The following is a 22,499-nucleotide window of genomic DNA, read 5'->3' as shown; positions in this document are numbered from 1 at the left end:
GCCCCGGAGCCGGGGCACGGACGGCACCGGTGGGGGTCAGCCGCTGTACGGCGCGACCGTGATCCTGTCGATCACCGGGGCGTACTGCGCGCGCAGGAGCACCCCGGGGAAGGTCTCCGACGCGTACGTGGTGCCGTCGAAGTTCGGCAGCTCCTCGGCCGAGAAGCGCACCGTGTTCGCGCCCTTCTTCAACCGCACCGGGACGGTGAGCTCCCAGAAGTTGTTCTCGTGGAAGGTGTGGGGGAACAGGACGCGCTGCGCGGCGGCGCCGTTCACCGAGATGTCGGCGTGCCTGGCCAGCGGGTCCGGGTTGTAGTGCGTGGCGGGCGACTGCTCCGGGTTGGAGTAGCGCACCCGCATGGCGTACGTGCCGTCGGCGGCGGCCCGCACGTCGAAGGTGAGCGTGTTGGCGTTGCCGGGCGTGCCGCCGACCCCGGTGACCGCGCTCCCGCCGCCCGCCAGTGAGAGCGGCGACGCCTTCGCGGTCCCGGCGAGCCGGGCGGACTCCGCCTCGTACACGGTGGCCGGCAGCGCGCCGGCCGCGGGCCGCACCTCGAGCCGGTCGATGAGCGACGTGCCGGACCTGCCGGTGACCGTGACCTTGTTGACGCCGCCGGACAGCGACACCGCCGCGGTCGCGTCGCCGCGCCGTGCGCGGTCCAGCACCCGTACGCCGTTGACCGTCACCGCCGCCTGGCCGGAGCCGAGCAGCTTGAGGTCCAGCTCGGCCGGGGCGTCCTGGGCGGAGTACACCCAGAAGGTGGCCGACTCCTCGCGCCGGGCCGCGACGACGCCGGAGCCCGAGAGCGCGGCGCCGTACGCGGAGTAGGACGGGCGGGCGCCGCTCAGGTCGGCCAGCTCGGCCTCGTAGATCGAGGTCGCCGCCGCCGGGTTGGCCAGCGAGAGCCGGATCCGGTCGACGATCGCGTCGCCCTTCGTGGCCTTGGCGCCGTCGAGGCTGCGCGCGGCCAGGGAGAGCACGTGCTTGCCCGCCGTGAGCTCCACGGTGGTGTCCGCGTGGTCCCAGACCACCCACTTGTAGCCCAGCGGCAGGAACAGCTCCTGCTCCGCGCCGCCGTCCACGCGGACGAAGACGTTGGTCGGACCCTGCTCGCGCACCCGGTCGAAGGTGTTCAGCGAGTTGGCGAACACGCTGAGGTCGTAGCGGCCGGCCCGCGGCACCTCGACGGTGAAGTCGAGCACGCCGTCCGAGCCGGTACGCAGCCCGCCCACGTCGTAGCGGCCGGAGGTGTAGAACTTCGACACGTCCGACGGGGAGCCCTCGGGGCCGTTGCGGCTGTAGCCGCCGCCGGTGTACTTCGCGTCCTCGGCCTCGTACGACCCCTCCCACAGCTTGGGCTCGGGCGCCGTCGCGGTGCCCGAGCCGGCGGGCGTGAGGACGATCTCGTACGCCGACGACTCCTTGAGCCTCGGCAGGTCACCGGCCCCGAAGTCGAAGACCACGGTGCCGTCCTTGACGGCGACGTCGCGTTCGGCGACGATCTCCGGCTGCGCCGAGTCGCCGACCTGGCCGGTCCACGGGATCTCCCGCACCCACGCGTGCACGCGGCGGCCGAAGACCTTGTCGGGGACGTGCTCGAAGCGGATGTGCCCGGCGCTGTCGGCGCCGCCGAAGATCGCGCGGGCCTGCTTCTTGCCGGGATCGAGCGTGGCGACGCCCTGCAGGGTGTAGTTCTGCCCCGGGTAGGGCGGCGTGACCCGCACGGTGTGGCCGCTCATGCTGCCGTAGGCGTTGAAGAGCCACCACTGGCCGTTGCCCCGGTTGGCCTGCACGGCGGAGTCGGACAGGTTGCCGTCGATGTTCCAGTACGCGATGTCGGCGTCGACCTTCGACTCCTCGATGGCCGACACCCACTGGATCATCTGGCCGGGCACCGAGGTGTGGTAGTTGAAGGCGTATTCGTTGACGTTGATGGGCAGCCGCTTCCCGGCGTACTTCGTGCCGGCGAAGGCCTCGGCCTCCATCTCGCGGTAACGCTTGACGCTCGCCCTGACCTGCTCGGGGTGGCTGAGCTCGTGCCAGGTCATCACGTCGGGCACGGTGCCGGCCTCGACGACGTGCTCCAGGTAGCCCTTGACCTGGGAGTACAGCACGCTGGTGTTGGGCCCGGCGATCCGGGCGGCCGGCATCCTGCCCTTGATGAGGGCGTAGACGTCGTCCCACGCCTTGAAGTAGTCGCGCGGGTCGCTGAGCCAGCTGACCCGGTTGTAGCTCCACTCACCCGTGCCGAACATGTTGCCCTCGGGCTCGTTGAACGGCACGAAGACAATGTTGTCCTGATATTTCGGGTCGAGCTGGAGGACCTGGTCCACCTGCTTGGCGATCTTCTGCCGGTACAGGTCGAGCCTCTCCTGCGGCGTGCCGCCGGGCCACTGGTAGGGGAAGCCGCGGTGGATGTCGGTCATGTAGATGTACACGTCGCCGTCGGTGCTGTCGGCCAGCGGCTTGACGACCTCCAAGGCATCGGCCCCGGGGTGCTGCGGGCCGTCCTGGGCCTTGGTCGAGACGGTGCGCAGGCGCATCCCCTCGATCAGGTTGTTGGTCGGCACCCCCGGCCCGTACAGGCCGTAGAGGGTGCCGGACGCGCCGCCGTGGAAGGGGCCGGTGTCCTCGGCGAGGTCGATGACGAGCTGGCCCTCGCGGATCACGGTGACCTCGGCCGTGACGGGCCTGCCGCCGGCCGTGCCGGTCACGGTGAAGGTCCCGGCGGCGGCGTAGTCCGCGGGATCCACGGGCGACCAGGCGATGGGCAGCTCGCGGTCGTACCCGTCGGTGAAGGTGGCGCGGACGGCGGCCGGCAGGGCCGGCGCGGTGCCGATGGTCGTCCGGACGGAGAACGCGCTCTGGGCGAGGCCCGTCGGCGTCGGCGTCCGGCCGCCGGCGACGGCCGCCACCTGCTCCGCCGACAGCGCGGCGGCGTAGACGCGGAAGTCGTCGATCGCGCCGTCGAAGAGCGGGTCCTGATAGAACGAGCGCCCGATGAACCCGGCCGAGGTCGTGGCGGCGTCGATCAGCTGCGCGGCGCTGATGGCGGTGGGGGCCGAGGCCACGGCGGCGCCGTCGAGGTAGGTGGTGACGCGCTCGGCGGCGGTGTCGAGCGTGACGGTCAGCGTCTTCCAGGCGCCGGCCGGCAGCGGGGCATAGCCCGTGACCTTGGCCTCGCCGCCGCCGCCCGAGGTGGTGACCGCCGTGCGCAGCACGCCGTCCCCGTTGTACGGCGTGCTGAACAGGTAGCGGTTGGTGTCCTTGCCGAGCGCGTAGATCCACTGCCAGGCGGCGGCGGTGCCGTCCCACTTGACCCGCGCCGACACCGTCAGGTCGGTCCTGCCCTTGATCGCGTCCAGCGGCAGCCGCACGTAGGCGCCGTCGGAGGAAGGCGCGCCGCCGGGCAGGCTCAGCGCGTGGCCACCGCTCGCGCCGTCGACCAGCGCGGCGGTGGAGCCGTTGACCAGCGTTCCGTTCAGGCCGTTGCCGGAGGAGTCGGTGATGGAGCCGGTGGCGAGATCGTCGGAGTCGAACGTGTAGAGGAGCGCGGGAGAGGGCGGATCCACGGTCCGCGCATCCGCGACGCCCGTGGTTAAGGCGGCGACGAGGGCGGCCGGGAGCAGCCCGGCCCACATGGCCTTGATGGTCATGACGAAGTCCCTGGGAGGTGTGAGCGTTAACAAATCTCAGGGAGGGTGATCGAGGAACGCAACTGAGGGTTTCGCGTAGGTTACGTAGCCGCGCCCCGCGCGTCAATGGGCGTTTCCGGCATGTCACGATTCGATATCGCCGACCGTCCTCACTCTTGACGCCCGCTCGCCGGCGGCGCGACAGTCGGGGCACATCGTTGAACCGGTTCGCTGATTCCGGCGGCCCGCAGGTGGAGCCCGTTCCCGGCTGTGACCGGTGGCGGGCCGATCGATCCTGCAGATCCCCAGGAAAAGGCGCGGACCGGCCGGCGATCCGAGGGTTTTCGTGACGCAACTGTCGAACCGGTTCAATGACGTACAGGAGGTGAGAGTGGCGACGATCGGAGACGTGGCCCGGGAGGCCGGGGTGAGCCGCAGCACCGCGTCCTACGCGCTGTCGGGCAAGCGGCCCATCTCGGAGGAGGTCCGCCGTCGCGTGCTGGCGGCCGCCGAGGCGCTCGACTACACGCCGAACGCGGGCGCCCGAGCGCTGGCCACATCCCAGACCAAGGTCCTCGGTCTGCTCGCCCAGTTCCACGAAGACGAGTTCGCGCCCGCGATGATGCAGTACATCCTGGGCGTCACGAACACCGCCCGCGACCTGGGTTACGACACGCTGCTGGTCACCGAGGCCGACGGCGTGCGGGCGCTGCGGCGCATCACCGACTCGCGCATGGTGGACGGCGTCGTCCTGATGAACATCGCGCAGTTCGACCCGAGGCTGCCCATCCTGCGGGCCGCGCCGCAGCCGGGCGCCCTGGTCGGCCTGCCGGGCGACTGCTCGGGGCTCGATGTGTTCGACCTCGACTTCGAGGAGGCCGGCCGGGCCATGGTGGAGCACCTCCACCGGCTCGGCCACCGCGAGCTCATCCTGATCTCGCAGCCCGAGCACGTCGTCGAGCGCGGCGGCGCGTACGTGTGGCGCCTGCGCGACGCCGCACTCGAACGGGCCCGCCAGCTCGGCGTCACCCTGCACGCCGTGTACGGCGAGTCCCGCCAGCCCGCGGTCGGACACCTGCTCAACGCCCTGCTCGACGCCTACCCGTCGGCGACCGGCCTGCTGCTCAACAACGAGGCCGCCACCGCGGCCCTGCCCTCCGTCGCCCACCAGCGGGGCCTGCGGGTGCCCGAGGACCTCTCGGTCATCGGGCGCTACTCCGCCGAGTTCGCCGCGACCTTCTCCCTGCCCTATTCGTTCATCGAGAGCGCGCCCGACCGGCTCGGCGCCATGGCGGTACGCCAGCTCGTGCGCCGCGTGGAATCACCGGCGGCCCGTGACGAGCCGTTCGTCGTGCGCTTCATCTCTCCCGAACTGGTCTCGCGCGGAAGCACCGCGCCCCCCGCAGTGCCCCCCGCAGTGCCCCCCACCGTGCCCCCGACCGCCTGCTAGTTCGCGGGCCCGACCCCCCACACCTTCCGGCCGCGCTCGAATGTGAGCGCTAACATTGGAGGCCTCGATGAACCGCACGTCGGTTTCCGCGAAGGCGGCGGTCCTCGGAACCGCCGTTCTGGCCCTGTCCGTCGGCGCGTCCGCCTGCGCGTCCGCCCCGCAGACCGGTGGCACCACCACCAGCGCCTCCGCGGGCGGCGCCGGCGCGTACACCTGGTGGGACCCGTACCCGCAGCACGACCCGGCCTCGGCCTGGGCGAAGCGGGTGGACTCCTGCGGCAAGCAGGCGGGCGTCACCATCCAGCGGACCGCCTACGACACCACCGCGCTGACCAACCAGGCGCTGCTCGCCGGCCAGGAGGGCAACGCGCCGGACGTCATCCTCCTCGACAACCCCGCCGTCTCGACGCTCGCAGACGCCGGGATGCTCACCACGATGTCAGACTTCGGCCTGGACACAGCCCGGTTCGACAAGAACCTCATCGCCGCCGGCGAGCTGGACGGCAAGACGTACGGCATCCCCATCGGCGCGAACACCCTCGCCCTCTACTACAACAAGAAGATCCTCGACGCGGCCGGCGTCGACCCCGGCTCGATCAAGGACTGGGCCACGCTCAACGCGGCGCTGAAGAAGGTCAAGGCCGCGGGCAAGAAGCCGATCACGTTCGCGGCCATCGGCACGGAGGAGGGCTCGTTCCAGTTCCTGCCGTGGTTCTGGGGCTCCGGCGCGCAGCTGACCCAGCTCGACTCGCCCCAGGCCGTCGCGGCGCTCGACCTGTGGACCACGTGGGTCAAGGACGGCACCGCCCCCAACTCCGTCATCAGCAACTCCCAGAACACCACGTGGGAGCAGTTCCTGACCGGGGAGTTCGCGTTCGCCGAGAACGGCACCTGGCAGATCGACAGCGCCAAGAAGGCGGGCTTCCCCACCGGCATCGTGCAGATCCCCGGCAAGGACGGGGGCACCGCGCCCACGCCCACGGGCGGCGAGTTCATCACGGTCCCGGTGCAGAAGGACACCAAGCGCTACGCCGTCACCAAGAAGATCCTCGAATGCATGACGACGCCCGAGGGCCTGGTGGAGACCGGTACGACGTTCGCGTACTACATCCCCTCCACCGCCGAGGGCCAGCAGGCGATCCTCGCCAAGGAGCCGGGCCTCAAGCCGTGGGTCGACGCCGTGAAGTCGGCCAAGGGCCGCACCAGCGACAACCTCGGCACCAAGTACCCGAAGATCTCCGAGGCGCTGTGGACCGGGGTGCAGAAGGCGCTGAGCGGCTCGGCCACCCCCGCCGACGCGCTCAAGCAGGCGCAGGCCCAGGCGAAGCAGGCCACCGGCGGCTGATCCGATGACCTCTCTCAGCAGCGAGGCCGGCGAGGCGGTGACGGTGGGCAGGGCGGCGCACGCGGCTCCCCGGCGGGGGCGCTCGCGGCAGTGGACGGCCTACGCCTTCCTCGCGCCGCTCGTGATCTACCTGCTCGTCTTCTACGCCTATCCGCTCTACCGCAACATCGACCTCAGCGTGCACGACTACACGCCGCGGGCGTTCGTGCGGGGCGACCCGGAGTTCACCGGGCTGGACAACTACCGCGACATCCTGTCCGACGACACCTTCCTGCGGGCGCTGCGCAACACGGCCCTGTTCACGCTGGTGTCCATCGCGGCGCAGTACGCCCTCGGCCTGGCCCTCGCGGTCTTCTTCCACCGCAACTTCCGCCTGTCGGCGGTGCTGCGCGCGATGTTCCTGGTCCCGTGGCTGCTGCCGCTGATCGTCTCGGCCTCGACCTGGTCGTGGATGCTCAACAGCGACAACGGCATCGTGAACGCGGCGCTGGAGGCGTTCGGTATCGGCCAGATCAACTGGCTCACCTCTCCCGACACCTCGCTGCTGGCCGTCACGATCGCCAACATCTGGCTCGGCGTCCCGTTCAACCTGGTGATCCTGTACGCCGGGCTGCAGAACATCTCCCCCGACCTGTACGAGGCCGCCGGCCTCGACGGGGCCAACGGGTGGCAGCGCTTCTGGCGCATCACCTTCCCGCTGCTGCGCCCGGTGTCGGCGATCACGCTGCTGCTCGGCCTGATCTACACGCTCAAGGTCGTCGACATCATCTGGATCATGACGAAGGGCGGGCCCGCGGACGCCTCGACGACGCTGGCCACCTGGTCGTACCGGGAGGCGTTCGGCACCGGCCAGCCCGACTTCTCGCCGGCGGCGGCCGTCGGCAACCTGCTCATCCTCATCGCCTTCGCCGCCGGGCTCCTGCACGTGCACCTGCAGCGCAAGGAGGAGCGCGCATGAAGAGCTGGAAGACCGCGGCAGGCGTCGTCCTCGTCGGGGTGATGCTGTTCCCGGTCTACTGGATGTTCAACGTCTCACTGACCAGAACGGGCGACATGCGGGCCGACCCGCCCCACTGGTTCCCCTGGAACCCCACGTTCGAGGGGTACGCGGCGGCGTTCGCCCAGCAACTGCCGGCCCTGGCCACGAGCCTGTTCATCGGCCTCGGCACCGTCGCGCTCACGCTGCTCGTCGCCCTGCCCGCGGGCTACTCGCTGGCCAAGCTGCGCCCGCGCGGCGCGCGCGGGATCGACTTCCTGCTCCTCGTCGCGCAGATGATCCCCGCGGTCGTCATGGCCATGGGCTTCTACGCCATCTACATCAGGCTCGGGATGCTCAACACCGTCCCCGGCCTGATCGTCGCCGACTCGACGCTGGCCGTGCCGTTCGGGGTGCTGCTCTTCCGGGCGTTCATGGCGAGCATCCCCGGCGAGCTCCTGGCCGCCGCGCAGATCGACGGGGCGAGCACCTGGCGGACGTTCCGGTCGATCATCCTGCCGCTGAGCCGCAACTCGGTGATCACGGTCTCGCTCTTCGCGTTCCTGTGGGCGTGGTCGGACTTCATCTTCGCCTCGACCCTCAACCGCAACAGCGACGTGATCCCGATCACGCTCGGCATCTTCCGCTACATCGGCAACAACACCACGCAGTGGAACTCGATCATGGCGACCGCCGTGATCGCGTCCGTCCCCGCGGCCTTCCTGCTGGTCCTCGCGCAGCGCTACATCGCCGCCGGGGTCACCGCGGGCGCCGTGAAGGACTGAACAGCAATCCGTCGAAAGGTTCACCACATGACCAGCCCCGTGCTGCCGTCCCAGGGCCGGGTACGCCCCCTCGGGCTCGCGCAGGTCTCCATCACCGGAGGGTTCTGGGGGAGCCGGCAGGCCGTGAACGCCGCGGCGACGCTCGCCCACTGCGAGTCGTGGATGGAGCGCCTCGGCTGGCTCGCCAACTTCGACCGGGTCGCCGACGGGACGACCGCGCCCGACCGGCCCGGCTGGTCGTTCTCCGACTCGGAGGCCTACAAGCTCCTGGAGGCCCTGGCCTGGGAGAGCGGTCGTACCGGCGACCCGGGGGCGGAGGCGGCGATCAAGCGGCTCACCGGGCGGATCGCCCGCGCGCAGGACCCGGACGGCTACCTCAACACCTGCTTCGGGCACGGCACGCAGCCGCCGCGCTACAGCGACCTGGAGATGGGCCACGAGCTCTACAACACCGGCCACCTCCTGCAGGCCGCGGTGGCCCGGCTGCGCACGCACGGCGAGGACGACCTCGTACGGGTCGCGCGCCGCGCCGCCGACCACGTGTGCCGCACGTTCGGCGCGGACGGCCGGCCCGGGATCTGCGGGCACCCGGAGATCGAGGTCGGCCTGGCCGAGCTCGGCCGGGCGCTGGGGGAGGAGCGCTACGTCGAGCAGGCGCGGATCTTCCTCGACCGCCGCGGGCACGGCACGCTCAGGGACATCCCCCTGGGCCGCGCCTACTTCCAGGACGACATCCCGATCCGGGAGGCCGACGTGTGGCGCGGCCACGCGGTCCGCGCGCTCTACCTGACCGCCGCCGCCGTGGACGTCGCCGTCGAGCGCGGAGACGACGAGCTGCTGCGGGCCGTGGAGCGGCAATGGGAGCGCTCGGTCGCGCGCCGCACGTACATCACGGGCGGGATGGGCTCACGCCACCAGGACGAGGGCTTCGGCGAGGACTGGGAGCTGCCGCCGGACCGGGCGTACTGCGAGACGTGCGCCGGCGTCGCCTCGATCATGGTCTCCTGGCGCCTCCACCTCGCCACCGGCGACGTCCGCTACACCGACCTCATCGAGCGCACGCTCTACAACGTCATCGCGGCCTCCCCGAGCCCCGACGGCACGGCGTTCTTCTACGCCAACCCCCTCCACCAGCGGGCCCCGGGCCGGGAGGCGGACCCGGACGAGGTGAGCCCGCGCGCCGAGGCCGGGGTCAGGGCCGCCTGGTTCGACGTGTCCTGCTGCCCCACCAACGTCGCCCGCACCCTGGCCGGCCTCCAGGGCTACCTCGCCACCACCGACGACGACGGCCTGCAGCTCCACCAGTACGCCCCCTCGACCGTCCGCGCCGAGCTGCCGGACGGGCGGGAGATCGCGGTGGAGGTCGAGACCGCCTACCCCGACAGCGGAACCGTCCGCGTCCGGATCCTCGCCGACGGGCTCTGGACGCTGGCGCTGCGGGTCCCCGCCTGGGCCGCCGAAGCCACGCTCGCCGAGGACGGGCGGACGCGGCCGGTCGAGCCCGGCATGGCCACGGTGCGGCGGGAGTTCCGGGCGGGCGAGGTGATCACGCTCGAACTGCCGATGGAGCCGCGCTTCACCTGGCCGGACCCCCGCATCGACGCCGTACGCGGCTGCGTCGCCGTCGAGCGCGGCCCCGAGGTCCTGTGCGCCGAGTCCCACGACCTCCCGCACCCCGGCGGGCTCGACGCCCTGGCGATCGATCCCCGACACGACCCCCGACACGACCCCCGACACGACCCCCGACACGACCCCCGGCGCGACCCCCGATCCGGCCCCCGGGCCGAGCCCGGCGAAGTGCTGGTCCGCGGCCGTCTGGCCGCACCCCCCGACCGGCCGTGGGCCTATTCCGGCGCCGCGGCTGCCTCCGCGGCGGACGTCGAGTGGTTCGACGTGCCGCTGCGGCCGTACCACTCGTGGGCCCGTCGCGGCCCGTCGAGCATGCGTGTCTGGTTGCCCATCGAAGGAGAGTGACACGATGTCCCGATTCCGAGTGCTCGCCTTAGCCCTGGTCACCACGGCCACTGCCCTGGTGACCGCCTCACCCCCGGCCGCGGCCGCCGGCGCGACGCTGACCGTCAACGTCGCGCAGCCGTTCCGGCCGGTCACCCACGTCGCCTCCGGCGGCCTGTACGGCCTGGCCGAGAACTCCCGCCCGGCTGACTCCACCCTCCTCCCGATCAAGGTCAACTCCCTCACCCAGCCCGCGCCCAGCGTCGGCCAGCGCCCCAACGGCCAGCCGCCCGGCGGCGACTCCCTGCTGGTGTCCCCGCAGGCCACCCGGGCCGGCGCGGGCGAGTTCATCCGGATGCCCGACATCTATCCCGACTTCCCCTACCGGTGGGTGAGCTGGGACGACTGGCTGGCCAAGGTCAACACCATGGTCAACGCCCGGCTGTCGGCCACCACGGTCACGAACGTCATCGGCTGGGAGCTCTGGAACGAGCCCGACTACACCTGGAACACCGCCGCGGCGGGCAACTTCAACGACGCCTGGGTGCGTACGTACCGGGCGGTGCGCGCGCTCGACACGCTCACGCCGATCGTCGGCCCCAGCACCGCCACCTACAACCGCTCCTGGATGCAGTCGTTCCTCACCAACGCCAAGAACACCGGCACCCTGCCGGACATCATCTGCTGGCACGAGCTGCAGAACCCCACCAGGATCGCCTCCGACATCGCCGACTACCGCAACCTGGAGTCCTCGCTCGGCATCAGCCCGCGCCGCATCTCCATCAACGAGTACGCCGCCACCGGCGAGGTCGACGTGCCCGGCCGGATCGCCAGCTACGTCGCGAAGCTGGAGCGGGGCGGCGTGGAGTCCGCCCACCGGGCCTTCTGGTACGAGTACGGCACCATGAACGGCCTGGTCGTCAACAACAGCCAGCCCACCGGCACCTGGTGGCTGTACAAGTGGTACGGCGACATGGCCGGGAACATGGTCACGACCACGACGACCACGACGACCGGCCTGGACGGGTTCGCCTCTTATGACGGCACCCGCAAGATCGTCAACGTGGCGTTCGGCAACGAGGCCGGCACCAACACCGTCAACCTCACGGGCCTCGGCGCGCTCGGCTCCAGCGTCCGCGTCACGCTGACCTCCACCCCGTCCAGCGGCCGCTTCACCGCGGTCACCGCCCCCACCACGATCTCCACGACCACCCGGACGGTCAGCGGCGGCCAGCTCAGCGTGTCCGTGCCCGACATGGTGGCCACCAGCGCCTACCAGCTCGTCGTCGAGCCGGTCAGCGGGGTGCCCGGCTACCAGCAGCGGTACGAGGCCGAGAACGCCTCCGTCTTCCGCGCCCAGCGGCTCAGCGCCTCCAGCGCGTCGGGCGGCGGCTACGTGGGCCGGATCGACAACTCGGGCACGCCGCGTACCGACAGCTACGTCGACTTCGTGGTGAACGTGCCCACGGCGCGCTCGTACACGATGACCATCGGCTACGCCAACGGCACCGGCGCCACCGCGACCCAGGGCCTGGCCTACAACGGCGGCTCCTGGAGCACGGTCAGCTACCCGCCCACCGCGGCGTGGGGTGAGTTCGGCGCCACCGTCGGCACCACCGTCACCCTCCGGGCCGGGTACAACGTGATCCGCCTGGCCAAGGGCTCGCCGTTCTTCTCCGGCGGCACCGGCTACGCCGAACTCGACTACATCCAGCTCACCTGACCCGCGCGGCGGTCCGGCGCACCCCGCCGGACCGCCCGCACGTCAGGGCTTGCGGCCCACGCCGCAGATCGCGTTGATCACCGCCGGCTGGGGCGGCGCTCCCGCCGGGGGCCGCCAGAGCGGCGTGGAGACCACGCCCGGGTCCACGAGTTCGAGCCCCTTGAAGTGGACGGCGAGCCGCTCTGGGCTGCGCAGCGTGTACGGGAAGGCGGCCCGCTCGTTGTAGGAGCTCACCGCCGCCACCAGCGAGGGGTTGCCGTCGGCGCCGTCGGACAGCGCCAGGTGGCTGCCGGGCGGCAGCGCCGCGACGTACCGGCGGACGAGATCGGCGGCGAGGTCGTCGTCGGGGATCTGGCCGGCGATGCTGAGCATCATCAGGCCGATCGGCCGGGAGAAGTCGAGGGTCCCGGCCGCCGCGGCGAGGATGGTGCCGGGGTCGCGCACGTCGGCCTCGACGTAGGCGGTCCGGCCCTCCGGGGTCCCGGCGAGCAGGGCGCGGGCGTGCGCGAGCACCAGGGGGTCGTTGTCGACGTAGACGACGCGGGACTCGGGCGCGAGGCGCTGCGCCACCTCGTGCGTGTTGTCGGCGGTGGGCAGGCCCGAGCCGATGTCGAGGAACTGCCGGATGCCCGCCTCGGTGACGAGGTAGGTCACCGCTCGCAGGAGGAACTCGCGCTGGAGCGTGGCCACCTGCGCGAAATCGGGGAACACGCGCAGCAGGGTGTCCCCGGCCTCGCGGTCCACGTCGTAGTTGTCCTGCCCGCCGAGCAGGTAGTTCCAGACCCGGGCGGAATGCGGCTTCGTACGGTCGATCCTGGGGTCGGCGTCCATGGGCGAAGCCTATAGGGATCTTCGCGAGCATGATCGACTACTTGTGTCAGACTGCGATTATGGCCCACACCCATGACGCGGAAGACCCGGCGTGCGCAGTCGCCCACAGCGAGGCCCCCGTCGAGCCGGCCGGGCGGACGCTGGTCGCCGTCTTCGCCTCCCCGGTGGCCGAGTGCCTGCTGAGGTTCGGCGCCGAGCTCGGCTTCCGCCCGATCCTGTTCGAGCCCGATCCTGAGCGCCGCCTCGAAGGATTCACGGCGGTGACCGGGCTCGGCGCCTGGCTCGACGCCACGGCCGACGTGGTGCTCACCGACCATCACCGCGAGGAGATCGGACCGGTCCTGCGCGACGTGCTCAAGTTCCCCGTCCGGTGGGTCGGCATCATGGGCAGCGCCCGCCACACCGCGCCGCACGTTCGGGCGCTGGCCGACCTCGGCGTGCCGCCCGAGGAGGTCGCCCGGGTGCACCGGCCCATCGGGCTCAACATCGGCTCGCGCACCCCGCCCGAGATCGCCGTCGCCACCCTGGCCGGCCTGATCGCCGACCGCAACGCCCGCCCGGGCGGCTTCGCCTTCTGAGGAGTCAGCGCAGGTGGGCGGCCGTCCAGCAGTCCACCGCGCCCGGCTTGCCGCACCTCTTCAGGCCGTCGAGGACCTTGCTCAGGGCGGCCGTCCTGGCGTTGCCGGGGTCGTTGGACTCCTCGCGCGGATCGGTGACGGTGTTGTAGTACTCGGGCCGTGGATCGCCCTTGTACTCGACGTAGAGCTCCCCGCCCGTGCGCACGGCGGAGTAGGTGGGCGGCCGGGAGTTGCCCTTCTTCATGGCGTCCGCGTCGGGGTCGGGCTGGCCGGGCGCGTGGGGGTTCGGCTTGACGTGCTCGATCAGCGCGGCGTCGCGCCAGCCGGTGACGTTCTGACCCTGGATGAGGGGGAGCAGGCTGCGGCCGTCGCGGCTGTCACGCGTCGCCGCGCCGACGCCGGCGATGTCGAGGAAGGTCGCGAACAGGTCCACGTTCTGGGCGATGGCGGGCGTCACGAGGTCGCCGCGCGGCCCCGAGGCCGGGCGCCTGACCAGGAGCGGCACCCGTACGTCGTGGTCGTAGGCCGTGGCCTTGCCGCGCACCAGGCGGTGCTGCCCGAGGTGGAAGCCGTTGTCGCTGGTGAACACGACGTACGTGTTCAGCTTCTCCTCCTCGGTCAGCGCGGACAGGACGCGCTGCACCATGTCGTCGATCGACTGCACCATGCGGATCCGGTCGCGGAAGTCCTCGCGGAGCTTCTCGGTGATCTTCGGGCCGATGGGCTCCCGCCGTACCCAGGAGGGCTTGTCGGTGGTGTCCTCGTTGAACGACGGCAGGGTGGTCACGTCGATGGAGTCGCAGTCGGGGCCGCCGCAGTCGCCATGGGGGAACTCCCCGGCGGGGAAGCGGTCCTTCGGCCGGTCGCGCGGCGCGGGCGGGAAGCGCGGCTCCGTGTCGCCGCGCTTCACGTTGACCCTGTTGTGCGGCGAGAACGGCGAGACCTGGAGGAAGAACGGCTCGCCGGGGGCATACCGGCGGGACCGCTCGATGAAGCCCACCGCCCGCTGCCCCAGCTCGTCGACCAGGTACTTGCCCCCGGAGGCGTCGATCGGCCGCCGGCCGCCCGCTTCCTCCTTGATGTAGCGGGTGAGCTTGTACCTGAACTCGTTGTAGCCGCCGCTCGCCGTCACGTGCCACTCGTCCCAGCCGGGCGGCACCTGGTAGCCGGGGCCCGCGGGATACTCGTTGATGTACTTGCCGAGGTAGCCCGTGCGATATCCGGCCTGATGCAGGGAGACGGCGTACGTCCTGCCCTCGTGCTTGGCGAACGCCCCGTAGCCGCCGTGGTCGTAGCCCTGGTTGGTCCGCACGCCCGTGTTGTGCGGGAACTGGCCGGTGAACATGGTGGCGCGGGACGGGCAGCAGAGCGAGTCGGCCACGTAGTAGCCGGTGAACGTGGTGCCGTCGTGGCTCAGGCTCTTGACCGTGTCCATGTACTGGAGCAGCTCGGCGGACATGTCGTCGACGAGGAAGAAGATGATGTTCGGCCGCTTGGGCGCGGCGACGGCCCCCGCGCTGGACGGGGCCGCGAGGGTCAGGGTGAGGACGACGGCGAGCGCCACCGCCAAGCTTTTCCTGATATGTCCGGGCATCGGGGAGAACAGCCTCTTTGGCAGGGGACAGGAGGTTGGGGGTGCGATGCACGTACATTCTGGACAAAGCACTCAAACAACTTCATATCACCCGCGAGGGCATGCTCCGGAGCCGGGCAATCCCGGCCGGCCTCATGAGGCACGGCCGGGCAGAAGACCGGCGTCTAGTTCCAGATCCCCGGGACCGCGGCCGGGGCCTTGTCCCCGAGCTGGTCCCGGTCGAGCACGTCTCCCTGCAGGGGCAGGAGAACGGTGACCTCGCGACCCCAGTCCGCGTAGCGGGTGCTCGACTCGACCGTCATGGAGCTCTTGCCGTAGGGCAGGACGGCCTTGGCGGACAGCCGCTCGACCAGGCCGTCACCGCCGAACCAGAGGGTGTAGGTGATCTTGCCGTCGCGGCCGCTCCTGGAACGCGTGCCGAAGCGCGACGCGAACGAGGGGGAGGCCGCCGCGAGCTTGGTGGCCTTGATGGAGCCCTTCAGCACGCCGTCCTGCCACGAGCTGCGGTGGGACAGGAGCGTCTTGAGCGTGGCGGGCTCCAGGACGTTCAGCACCAGGTTGCTCGGCGGCAGAGCGGCCCGGCTGTAGCGCACCCAGCTCGTGCCCTGGGGCAGCGCGGAATCGACGATCGGGCCGGAGACGTAGCTCACGTCCCGGGTGGAGATCATCCTGATGGGCCCCTGCTGCAGGGCCTCGACCTCCGCCGGCTTCGACTTCTTCACGCTGCGGAGGAGGTCCTTGCTGTACTGCAGGGTCTGGGCCACATCGGACGCGGCCGCGCCGCGCCGGTCGAACCCGATCGTGCCCTCCAGCCCCGAGGTGACGACCAGGCTGCGCGTGTACGTCACCTTCGCCGTGGACTGCACGTTGACGGCTCTGCCGGCGGCTAACTCGGCCTTGAGCGCCTTGACCGGGTCGATCTTGGGTGCCGCTTGCGCGGGCGTGGCGGTGAGTTGCACCACGCCCGCGACCACGGCGACACCGATGATGGCTCGCTTCATGGGTTTCCTTGGGAACGGTCCGAAAAGTCGCGAACAATCTGGTGCATCGAAGATCATCAGTCAAGTCGAACCATGACATCCGGTATTTCTCGGGCATCCCGGTCCCTTGATCTGACGCCGTACGGGGACGAGCATGGTCAACGGCGGCCCGACGACAGGGAGAGACGTGCCGGCGTGAACGACCACAGCGAAGACACGCGCAAGATCCCGCGCCAGGCCGCACCCGGGGCCTGCCCGGTCCGGCGCGCCGACGACGGCACGTGGGAGGTCCGCGGCCACGAGCAGGCCCGCGCCGTGCTGCGCAGCTACGACACCGTCCAGGCCGGGCTGGGCATCGAGACCGTGGAGAAGCTGCCCGCCAGGATCCGGCGGCCGGTCCTCTACCGCGACGGGCCCGAGCACCGCGAGGACCGCCGCCAGACCGCGCGGTTCTTCACGCCCCGCAGGGTGGACGAGCGGTATCGCGACCTGATGGCGCGGGTCGCGGAGAGCCGGCTCGCCGAGCTGCGGGCGACGGGGGAGGCGCACCTGTCGGAGCTGAGCTTCGGCATGGCGATCGAGGTGGCGAGCGCGATCATCGGCCTCACCTCCAGCAGGCCCGGGATCCGCGCCAGACTGGAACGGTTCTTCCCCGAGAAGTTCGGCCGGCCCGGCCTGACCAGCCCGAGCGGGATCTACTGGCTGGTCAGGCAGAACGTGAGCTGGCTGAGCGTCTACCTGGCCGACGTGCGCCCGGCGATCCGCGCCCACCGCCGCGAGCCGCGCGACGACCTCATCTCGCACCTGATCTCCGAAGGGTGCACGGACGCCGAGATCCTCGGCGAGTGCCTGACCTTCGCCGCGGCCGGCATGGTGACCACGCGCGAGTTCATCTGCGTCGCGGCCTGGCACCTGTTCGCCGACGAGGCGCTGCTGGAGCGCTACCGCGCGGCGGACGAGCCCGGCCGCCTCGCCGTCCTGCACGAGATCCTGCGGCTCGAACCCGTGGTCGGGCGGCTGCGCCGGCGCACCACCGCCGCCCTCGACCTGGCCGGCGCCGACGGGCCGGTCACGGTGCCACCGGGCGCGGTGATCGAGGTGTTCGTCGACGCGGCCAACACCGATCCCCGAGCCGTGGGCTCGCTGCCGCTGTCGGTCTGCCCCGGCCGAGTCATCGACGGGGGCACGAGCGCCGCGGCGCTGTCCTTCGGCGACGGGCCGCACCGGTGCCCGGGAGCGAACATCGCCATCCTGGAGACGGACGTCTTCCTCAGCCGCCTGTTCGCCATGGACGGCGTGCGGATGGCGTCGGCGCCGCGCGTGAGCTTCAACAACGACATCGGCGGCTACGAGATCCGCGGGCTGGTGGTCAGGGTGGGGGACTCGTAGGGGTCAGGAGGCGCCGCGGGCCGCGGTGACCACCACCGTGGTGTAGCGCATCGTGAAGCCGCCCCCCGCCGCGTCGACGGCGGCGCCGACGCCCGCGAGCACCTCCTGCAGCGTGGCCGCCGGGAGCCGGGTGTGGACGCCGGTGGTGGGCACCAGGTCCAGCCACTCGTCACGGGTGTAGGGCCGCTCCCAGTCGAAGCGCCACTCCTCCACCTCGCCGAACGCGCCCGCCTGCCGGATGCCGCCGGCGGCCTTGGCGCTCAGCGACACGTACGCGTCCGCGTCGGACATCATGCGCTGGTAGATCGGCGCGTCGGGCATGATCCTGCGGTAGACCTCGGCGATGGCCGCACCGAGATCGGGCGGGGTCTGGAACGCGTTCCAGAACACCGCCAGCCGTCCGCCGGGACGCAGCGCCCCCGCCGCCTTGGCCGCGCCGGCGACGGGGTCCACCCAGTGCCAGGCCTGTCCGGCGACGACGGCGTCGAAGTCCCGTCCGGCGGGCTCCCAGGTCTCGAACGTCGACACCTCGACCTCGAGCCCTTCGCGCCGCGCGAAGTCGGCCATCCGCGCGTCGGGATCGACCCCGAGCACCTTGCAGCCGGCCGCCTGGAACTGCCGGGCCTCGATGCCGGTGCCGCAGCCGACGTCGAGGACGTCGGGCCCGGGGCTGCCGGCGACGATCCGGGCCACCATGGCGTCGGGGTAGTGGGGCCGGGTCCGGTCGTAGCGCTCGGCGTCCACGCCGAACGATTCCGCCATCTGCCGAGCTTGATGCGGCTCGGGCTCGGGAAGGGAGGCTCCCGGCTGAGATATAGTGGGCATGCGCCCACTATGAATGGGCATGTGCCCACTCGTCAACCCGGCGAGGCCGGACGATGGAAGGCGGGATGCGACGGTGCCGACAGGAGTGGCCCTCCGCGACGTGCGTGAGCAGCTGTTCGATGCCGCCGAGCGGATCCTGTTGCGGGACGGGCCGAGCGCGCTGACCAGCCGGGCGGTCACCGCGGAGGCCGGCTGCGCCAAGGGCGTCCTGCACCGGCACTTCGAGGACTTCGACGCCTTCCTGGCCGAGCTCGTGCTCGATCGCGTCGCCCGGATGGACGCCCAGGCCGCCGCGCTGCGCGAGTCAGCCGGGACCGGCACCGTCGCGGGCAATCTCGCCGACGCGCTGACGACCGTGTTCGGGTCGGTCGCCGTGTCGATCGTCGCCCTCGTCACCTTCCGGGACGAGCTGCGCGCCCGGCTGCGCCGATCCTGGCCGGTCGGCGTCCCGCTCCTGACGGAGGCCGGCGCCATGATCGCCGCCTACCTCCGCGCCGAGCGGGACCTGGGGCGCATCGCGGCGGACGCCGACGTCGACACGCTCGCCCCGACCCTGATCGGGGCCGGGCACCTGCTGTTCGCCGACCGGACGGGAGCCCCGCCGGAGCACGCCGCCGTCCGCAGGATGGTGACCACGGTCATCGCCGGCGTCGAGCGCTAGCAAGACGGACCGTATCGTCTCGTCTTGCTGCTATGCTGACCCGCATGTCGAAAAGCCCCGACCCCGCCCGCCGCAGTGAGCGATCGCGGCAGGCCGTCCTCGAAGCGGCCCGCGAGCTGGTCTCCGAAATGGGATACGCCAAGATCTCGATCGAGGCCATCGCCGCCCGCGCGGGCGTGGGCAAGCAGACGATCTACCGCTGGTGGCGTTCCAAGGGAGCCGTGATCTTCGACGCCTTCCTCGCCCTCAGCCAGGTCGGCGACAGCATCACGCTGCCCGACACGGGCGACATCGAGGCCGATCTCAAGCTGGTGATGCGGGCGACGGTGGCCGAGTTCGCCGATCCGGCGTTCGAGGCGCCGATCAGGGCGCTCAACATGGAGATCATCAACGACCCCGACCTCGCCGCCCAGTACCGCGAGAAGCTGGCGGGCCCGGTCGACGAGGCCAAGAAGGCCCGGCTGCGCAGCGCGCAGCGCGCCGGCCAGATCGCCGAGGACGCCGACCTCGACCTGGCCCTGGAGCTCCTGTACGCCCCCCTGTTCCAGCGCTGGCTGCACCGCTCGGGCCCGCTCACCCCCGAGTACGCCGACGCCCTTGTCGAGCTCACCCTCAAGGCCCTGCGTCCCGCCTGACCGCGGCCGCCGTCACCGGGTGGCAGCGGCGTCGATGAATAACTGTACCTTCTGGATGGTATAGTTGCGGTCATGCGACCGAGCCAGAGGACCCGGATCCTGGACGCCGCCATCCGCGTGACGGAGCGCGACGGCATCACCGCCCTGGCGCTGGAGTCGGCGGCCGAGGAGGCCGTCGAGGCCTGCGTACGGGTGGGCGCGCACGGCTCGGCGAGCAAGGCGGACCTGGCGTTCATGGTCGAGTCGGTCACCACGCCGGCGCCGGCCGAGGCGTGGGACGACCTCATCGGCCGCTGGGCCCCGCCGCCCACCTCGACCGACCCGCGCGACATCGACCTGCCCCTGGCCCAGCCGGCCGTCGACGGGCTGTGGCTGTGGCGGGCCACGAGCATGATCCCCCTGTCCGAGCCGGTCGGGAAGGCACTCCACGACCGCCTGCTCAAGCTGGTGGCGGCGAAGGACGCCGACGCCGGCTGAAGCGGGAGCCCGAGCAGGCGTCCTCCACCCCCCATACGTGCCCAGCCACCCCGACGACCGGGATCGCCCAGGTCGCCGGGGTCAGCCGTGTGACCCTGCGCCACCACCCCTTTTCCTTGGAGGACCCCCATGACGGACACGATGACCGAGCTGAACCCCAGACGCTGGGCGGCGCTGGCCGTCCTGTCGGCCAGCCTGTTGCTGATCACGATGGACATGACCATCCTCAACGTGGCACTGCCGCAGATCTCGGCCGACCTGCGGCCGGGTGCGGTCGAACTGCTGTGGATGATCGACGTCTACTCCCTGGTCGTGGCGGGCCTGCTGGTGGCCGTCAGCGCGCTGGGTGACCGCTGGGGGCGCAAGCGCATGCTCGTCTCCGGCTTCGTCCTCTTCGGCCTGGCCTCCGTCGCCGTGCTGTGGGCCGACAGCCCGGCCGAGGTGATCGCCGTACGGGCGCTGCTCGGCGTCGGCGGTGCGATGATCATGCCGTCGACCCTGTCGATGATCCGCAACCTGTTCACCGACGCCCGCGAGCGGGCCACCGCGCTGGGCGTGTGGGCCGCGATGGCGGCGGTGGGCGGCGCGCTCGGCCCGATCGTGGGCGGGCTGCTGCTGGAGGCCTTCAGCTGGCACGCCGCGTTCCTGGTGAACGTCCCCGTCATGGCCGTCGCCGTCGTCACCGGGCTGCTCCTGCTGCCCGAGTCGCGCAACCCCGACCCGGGCCGCTGGGACGCCCTGGGCACGGTGCTGTCGATGGTCGGCATGATCGCCCTGGTCTACGCCATCAAGCACGTGGCCACCGAGGGCCTGGACGCCTGGACCGCGCTCACGGCCGTCCTGGCCGCGGTCACGCTGACCTGGTTCGTCCGGCGGTGCCTGCGCCGCCCCGACCCCCTCCTGGAGGTCCGGCTGTTCCGTGGCGGCGCCTTCACCTCCGGCACCCTGGCCGCCTTCACCACCTCGATCGCCATGGCGGGCATGATGCTGCTCATGGTCCAGTGGGCGCAGCTCGTCCAGGGCTACTCGCCGCTGCAGACGGGCCTGGCCATGCTGCCCATGGCGGTCGGCTCCGCGGTCCTCTCGCCGCTGGCGCCGGCCCTGGCCACCCGGATCGGCGCCCGTACGGTGCTGGCCGGCGGGCTGGTGATCGGCGCGCTCGGCTTCGTGGTGCTCTGGGTCGCCCCGACGACCTACCTCTGGGTGGCCGTGTCGATCCTGCTGATCGGGGCGGGCATGGGCTCGCTGGCCATCGCCTCCGCCGTGATCATGGCGGGCGCTCCGCCGGAGAAGGCGGGCAGCGCGGCCGCGATCGAGGAGACCTCGTACGAGATCGGCGGCACCTTCGGCGTCGCGGTGCTGGGCAGCCTGGCCGCCGCCCTCTACCGGGCCGAGCTGCCCGAGAACGCCACCGACGCGGTGCGCGAATCGCTCGGCGGCGCGCTGGCGGCCGCCCGCGCGATCGGCTCCTCCGACCTGGCCGCCCAGGCCACGCTCGCCTTCACCGAATCGCTGCGGACGACCAGCCTGTACGGCGCCGTCCTCATGCTGCTGGCGGCCGTGGCCGTCTGGTGGCGCACCCCCGCCCGGCTGGACCTGGCCTCGGCCCAGCACTGAGCGCCTGCTACCCGGGGTCCTTCGGGCGGCGCGGCTACCTCTGGGGTCCTTCGGGCGGTGCGGCGGGCAGGACGACGGACAGGGCGTGGCGCAGGATGGCCGCGAACGACTCGGTGTTGCCGGGCTCCAGCCAGCGCCGCCCCGCCACCCGGATGGCCCCGGCCACCGCGGCGGCCACGACGGCGGGGAACAGGTCGCGCCCGGGATCGACGCCGGTGCGCGCCGCGATCGCCTCGGCGAGCGGCCCCTCCGCCATGGTGAACGTCTTCAGCGCCTCCCCCTCCAGCGCCGGAGTCGACATGATCATGCGCAGCCCGGCCCGGTCGGGCTCGGGGTCGGTGTAGAGCTCGACCACGGCCGCGATGACGGCCTGGTCGAGCGGCTCGCCGGCGGGCCGGGCCCGCAGCGCCTGCCCCGCGCGCCTGGCCTGGTCGGCGTGGAAGGCGCAGATCGCCTCCTCCCTGCTGGAGAAGTAGTTGTTGTACGTGCGGGGGGAGACGCCCGCGGCCGTGGCGATGTCATGGACGCGGACGAGGGCCAGCCCGTGGGGCCCCTGCTCGATGGCCAGGCGCAGGGCGGCATGGCTGATCGCCTCCCGGGTGGCCTGCTTGTTGCGGGCCCGGAGGTCCACGGCGTCGTCGTTCATGAGAGGACTCTATCCGATATTGCGGGACGCGCACTGTGTGCGTGGCACGCAAGTTGTGGGTAAAGTGCGGGGGGACGCCTGGCACTCACCCCTGGAGAGTGCCAGCCGCCGGGACGGTGAGGTCCGCGGGCAGGTCATGCCGCCTGCCCGCGGGCCGTCCGTCGCGGGCGCCGTCCCGGCAAACCCCCATCGTGAGCAGGAGAGAACATGGCTTCGAAGATGATCGCGTTCGACGAGGACGCCCGGCGCGGCCTCGAACGCGGTATGAACCAGCTCGCCGACGCCGTCAAGGTGACCTTGGGCCCCAAGGGCCGCAACGTCGTGCTGGAGAAGAAGTGGGGCGCCCCCACGATCACCAACGACGGTGTCTCCATCGCCAAGGAGATCGAGCTCGAGGA

General features: G+C 71.6%; 19 protein-coding genes. 13 read left to right on the top strand and 6 right to left on the bottom strand.

Going from position 1 to position 22,499, the window contains the following annotated elements:
* Positions 1–36 precede the first annotated feature (36 nt).
* Positions 37–3,657, bottom strand: a complete 3,621-nt coding sequence (locus AB0L65_RS62220) for a LamG-like jellyroll fold domain-containing protein (RefSeq protein ID WP_364267251.1) — start codon at positions 3,655–3,657, stop codon at positions 37–39.
* Between the two features lie 370 nt (positions 3,658–4,027).
* On the opposite strand from AB0L65_RS62220, the gene AB0L65_RS62215 reads away from it, so the two are divergent.
* From AB0L65_RS62215 to AB0L65_RS62190, 6 genes are all read left to right on the top strand, one after another.
* Positions 4,028–5,086, top strand: coding sequence for a LacI family DNA-binding transcriptional regulator (locus tag AB0L65_RS62215; RefSeq protein WP_364267248.1), 1,059 nt, complete (start codon positions 4,028–4,030; stop codon positions 5,084–5,086).
* A gap of 67 nt (positions 5,087–5,153) precedes the next feature.
* Positions 5,154–6,431 carry an extracellular solute-binding protein gene (locus tag AB0L65_RS62210; protein ID WP_364267245.1) on the top strand — a complete coding sequence of 426 codons (1,278 nt, stop codon included), beginning with the start codon at positions 5,154–5,156 and terminating at the stop codon, positions 6,429–6,431.
* Positions 6,432–6,435: 4 nt separating this feature from the next.
* Positions 6,436–7,389: a sugar ABC transporter permease gene (locus AB0L65_RS62205; RefSeq protein ID WP_364267242.1), complete on the top strand. Its 954-nt coding sequence runs from the start codon at positions 6,436–6,438 to the stop codon at positions 7,387–7,389.
* Positions 7,386–8,192: a carbohydrate ABC transporter permease gene (locus AB0L65_RS62200; protein ID WP_364267239.1), complete on the top strand. Its 807-nt coding sequence runs from the start codon at positions 7,386–7,388 to the stop codon at positions 8,190–8,192. The genes AB0L65_RS62205 and AB0L65_RS62200 overlap by 4 nt, the downstream gene beginning before the upstream one ends.
* Before the next feature lie 27 nt (positions 8,193–8,219).
* Positions 8,220–10,166, top strand: a complete 1,947-nt coding sequence (locus AB0L65_RS62195) for a beta-L-arabinofuranosidase domain-containing protein (RefSeq protein WP_364267236.1) — start codon at positions 8,220–8,222, stop codon at positions 10,164–10,166.
* A 4-nt stretch (positions 10,167–10,170) separates the two neighbouring features.
* Positions 10,171–11,868 carry a hypothetical protein gene (locus AB0L65_RS62190; RefSeq protein ID WP_364267233.1) on the top strand — a complete coding sequence of 566 codons (1,698 nt, stop codon included), beginning with the start codon at positions 10,171–10,173 and terminating at the stop codon, positions 11,866–11,868.
* Positions 11,869–11,910: 42 nt separating this feature from the next.
* Here AB0L65_RS62190 and AB0L65_RS62185 read toward each other — a convergent pair whose 3' ends face one another.
* Positions 11,911–12,699, bottom strand: coding sequence for an SAM-dependent methyltransferase (locus tag AB0L65_RS62185; RefSeq protein ID WP_364267230.1), 789 nt, complete (start codon positions 12,697–12,699; stop codon positions 11,911–11,913).
* A gap of 59 nt (positions 12,700–12,758) precedes the next feature.
* On the opposite strand from AB0L65_RS62185, the gene AB0L65_RS62180 reads away from it, so the two are divergent.
* Positions 12,759–13,277 carry an XdhC family protein gene (locus AB0L65_RS62180; RefSeq protein ID WP_364267227.1) on the top strand — a complete coding sequence of 173 codons (519 nt, stop codon included), beginning with the start codon at positions 12,759–12,761 and terminating at the stop codon, positions 13,275–13,277.
* A 4-nt stretch (positions 13,278–13,281) separates the two neighbouring features.
* Here the strand turns inward: AB0L65_RS62180 and AB0L65_RS62175 are convergent, their stop codons facing one another.
* Together AB0L65_RS62175 and AB0L65_RS62170 are read right to left on the bottom strand one after the other, a co-directional pair.
* Positions 13,282–14,841: a sulfatase gene (locus AB0L65_RS62175; RefSeq protein WP_364267254.1), complete on the bottom strand. Its 1,560-nt coding sequence runs from the start codon at positions 14,839–14,841 to the stop codon at positions 13,282–13,284.
* Positions 14,842–15,035: 194 nt separating this feature from the next.
* Positions 15,036–15,872 (bottom strand): hypothetical protein, encoded by an 837-nt coding sequence (locus AB0L65_RS62170; protein ID WP_364267224.1) that lies wholly within the window; start codon positions 15,870–15,872, stop codon positions 15,036–15,038.
* Between the two features lie 174 nt (positions 15,873–16,046).
* Between AB0L65_RS62170 and AB0L65_RS62165 the strand changes: the two genes are divergently transcribed.
* Positions 16,047–17,240 (top strand): cytochrome P450, encoded by a 1,194-nt coding sequence (locus tag AB0L65_RS62165; RefSeq protein WP_364267221.1) that lies wholly within the window; start codon positions 16,047–16,049, stop codon positions 17,238–17,240.
* Between the two features lie 3 nt (positions 17,241–17,243).
* Here the strand turns inward: AB0L65_RS62165 and AB0L65_RS62160 are convergent, their stop codons facing one another.
* Positions 17,244–18,002: a class I SAM-dependent methyltransferase gene (locus AB0L65_RS62160; RefSeq protein WP_364267218.1), complete on the bottom strand. Its 759-nt coding sequence runs from the start codon at positions 18,000–18,002 to the stop codon at positions 17,244–17,246.
* A 136-nt stretch (positions 18,003–18,138) separates the two neighbouring features.
* Between AB0L65_RS62160 and AB0L65_RS62155 the strand changes: the two genes are divergently transcribed.
* The 4 genes from AB0L65_RS62155 to AB0L65_RS62140 all read left to right on the top strand — a co-directional run bounded on the left by AB0L65_RS62155 (position 18,139) and on the right by AB0L65_RS62140 (position 21,455).
* The gene (locus AB0L65_RS62155) at positions 18,139–18,726 is read left to right on the top strand and encodes a TetR/AcrR family transcriptional regulator (protein ID WP_364267215.1); all 588 of its coding nucleotides are present in this window, start codon (positions 18,139–18,141) and stop codon (positions 18,724–18,726) included.
* 44 nt (positions 18,727–18,770) lie between these two features.
* Positions 18,771–19,361 carry a TetR/AcrR family transcriptional regulator gene (locus tag AB0L65_RS62150; protein WP_350741025.1) on the top strand — a complete coding sequence of 197 codons (591 nt, stop codon included), beginning with the start codon at positions 18,771–18,773 and terminating at the stop codon, positions 19,359–19,361.
* 72 nt (positions 19,362–19,433) lie between these two features.
* A complete protein-coding gene (locus AB0L65_RS62145) occupies positions 19,434–19,838 on the top strand; it encodes a hypothetical protein (protein ID WP_364267212.1) in 405 nt (134 codons plus the stop codon).
* 129 nt (positions 19,839–19,967) lie between these two features.
* A complete protein-coding gene (locus AB0L65_RS62140) occupies positions 19,968–21,455 on the top strand; it encodes an MFS transporter (RefSeq protein ID WP_364267209.1) in 1,488 nt (495 codons plus the stop codon).
* Between the two features lie 34 nt (positions 21,456–21,489).
* Here AB0L65_RS62140 and AB0L65_RS62135 read toward each other — a convergent pair whose 3' ends face one another.
* The gene (locus AB0L65_RS62135) at positions 21,490–22,101 is read right to left on the bottom strand and encodes a TetR/AcrR family transcriptional regulator (RefSeq protein WP_364267206.1); all 612 of its coding nucleotides are present in this window, start codon (positions 22,099–22,101) and stop codon (positions 21,490–21,492) included.
* Between the two features lie 207 nt (positions 22,102–22,308).
* Between AB0L65_RS62135 and AB0L65_RS62130 the strand changes: the two genes are divergently transcribed.
* Positions 22,309–22,499 (top strand): TCP-1/cpn60 chaperonin family protein (locus AB0L65_RS62130; RefSeq protein ID WP_364267203.1); only part of this gene is annotated, 191 nt, incomplete at its 3' end.

It is taken from the genome of Nonomuraea sp. NPDC052116 (assembly GCF_040680035.1).
GTDB lineage: Bacteria > Actinomycetota > Actinomycetes > Streptosporangiales > Streptosporangiaceae > Nonomuraea > Nonomuraea angiospora_A.
This window is presented reverse-complemented; position numbering and strand designations above follow the sequence as displayed.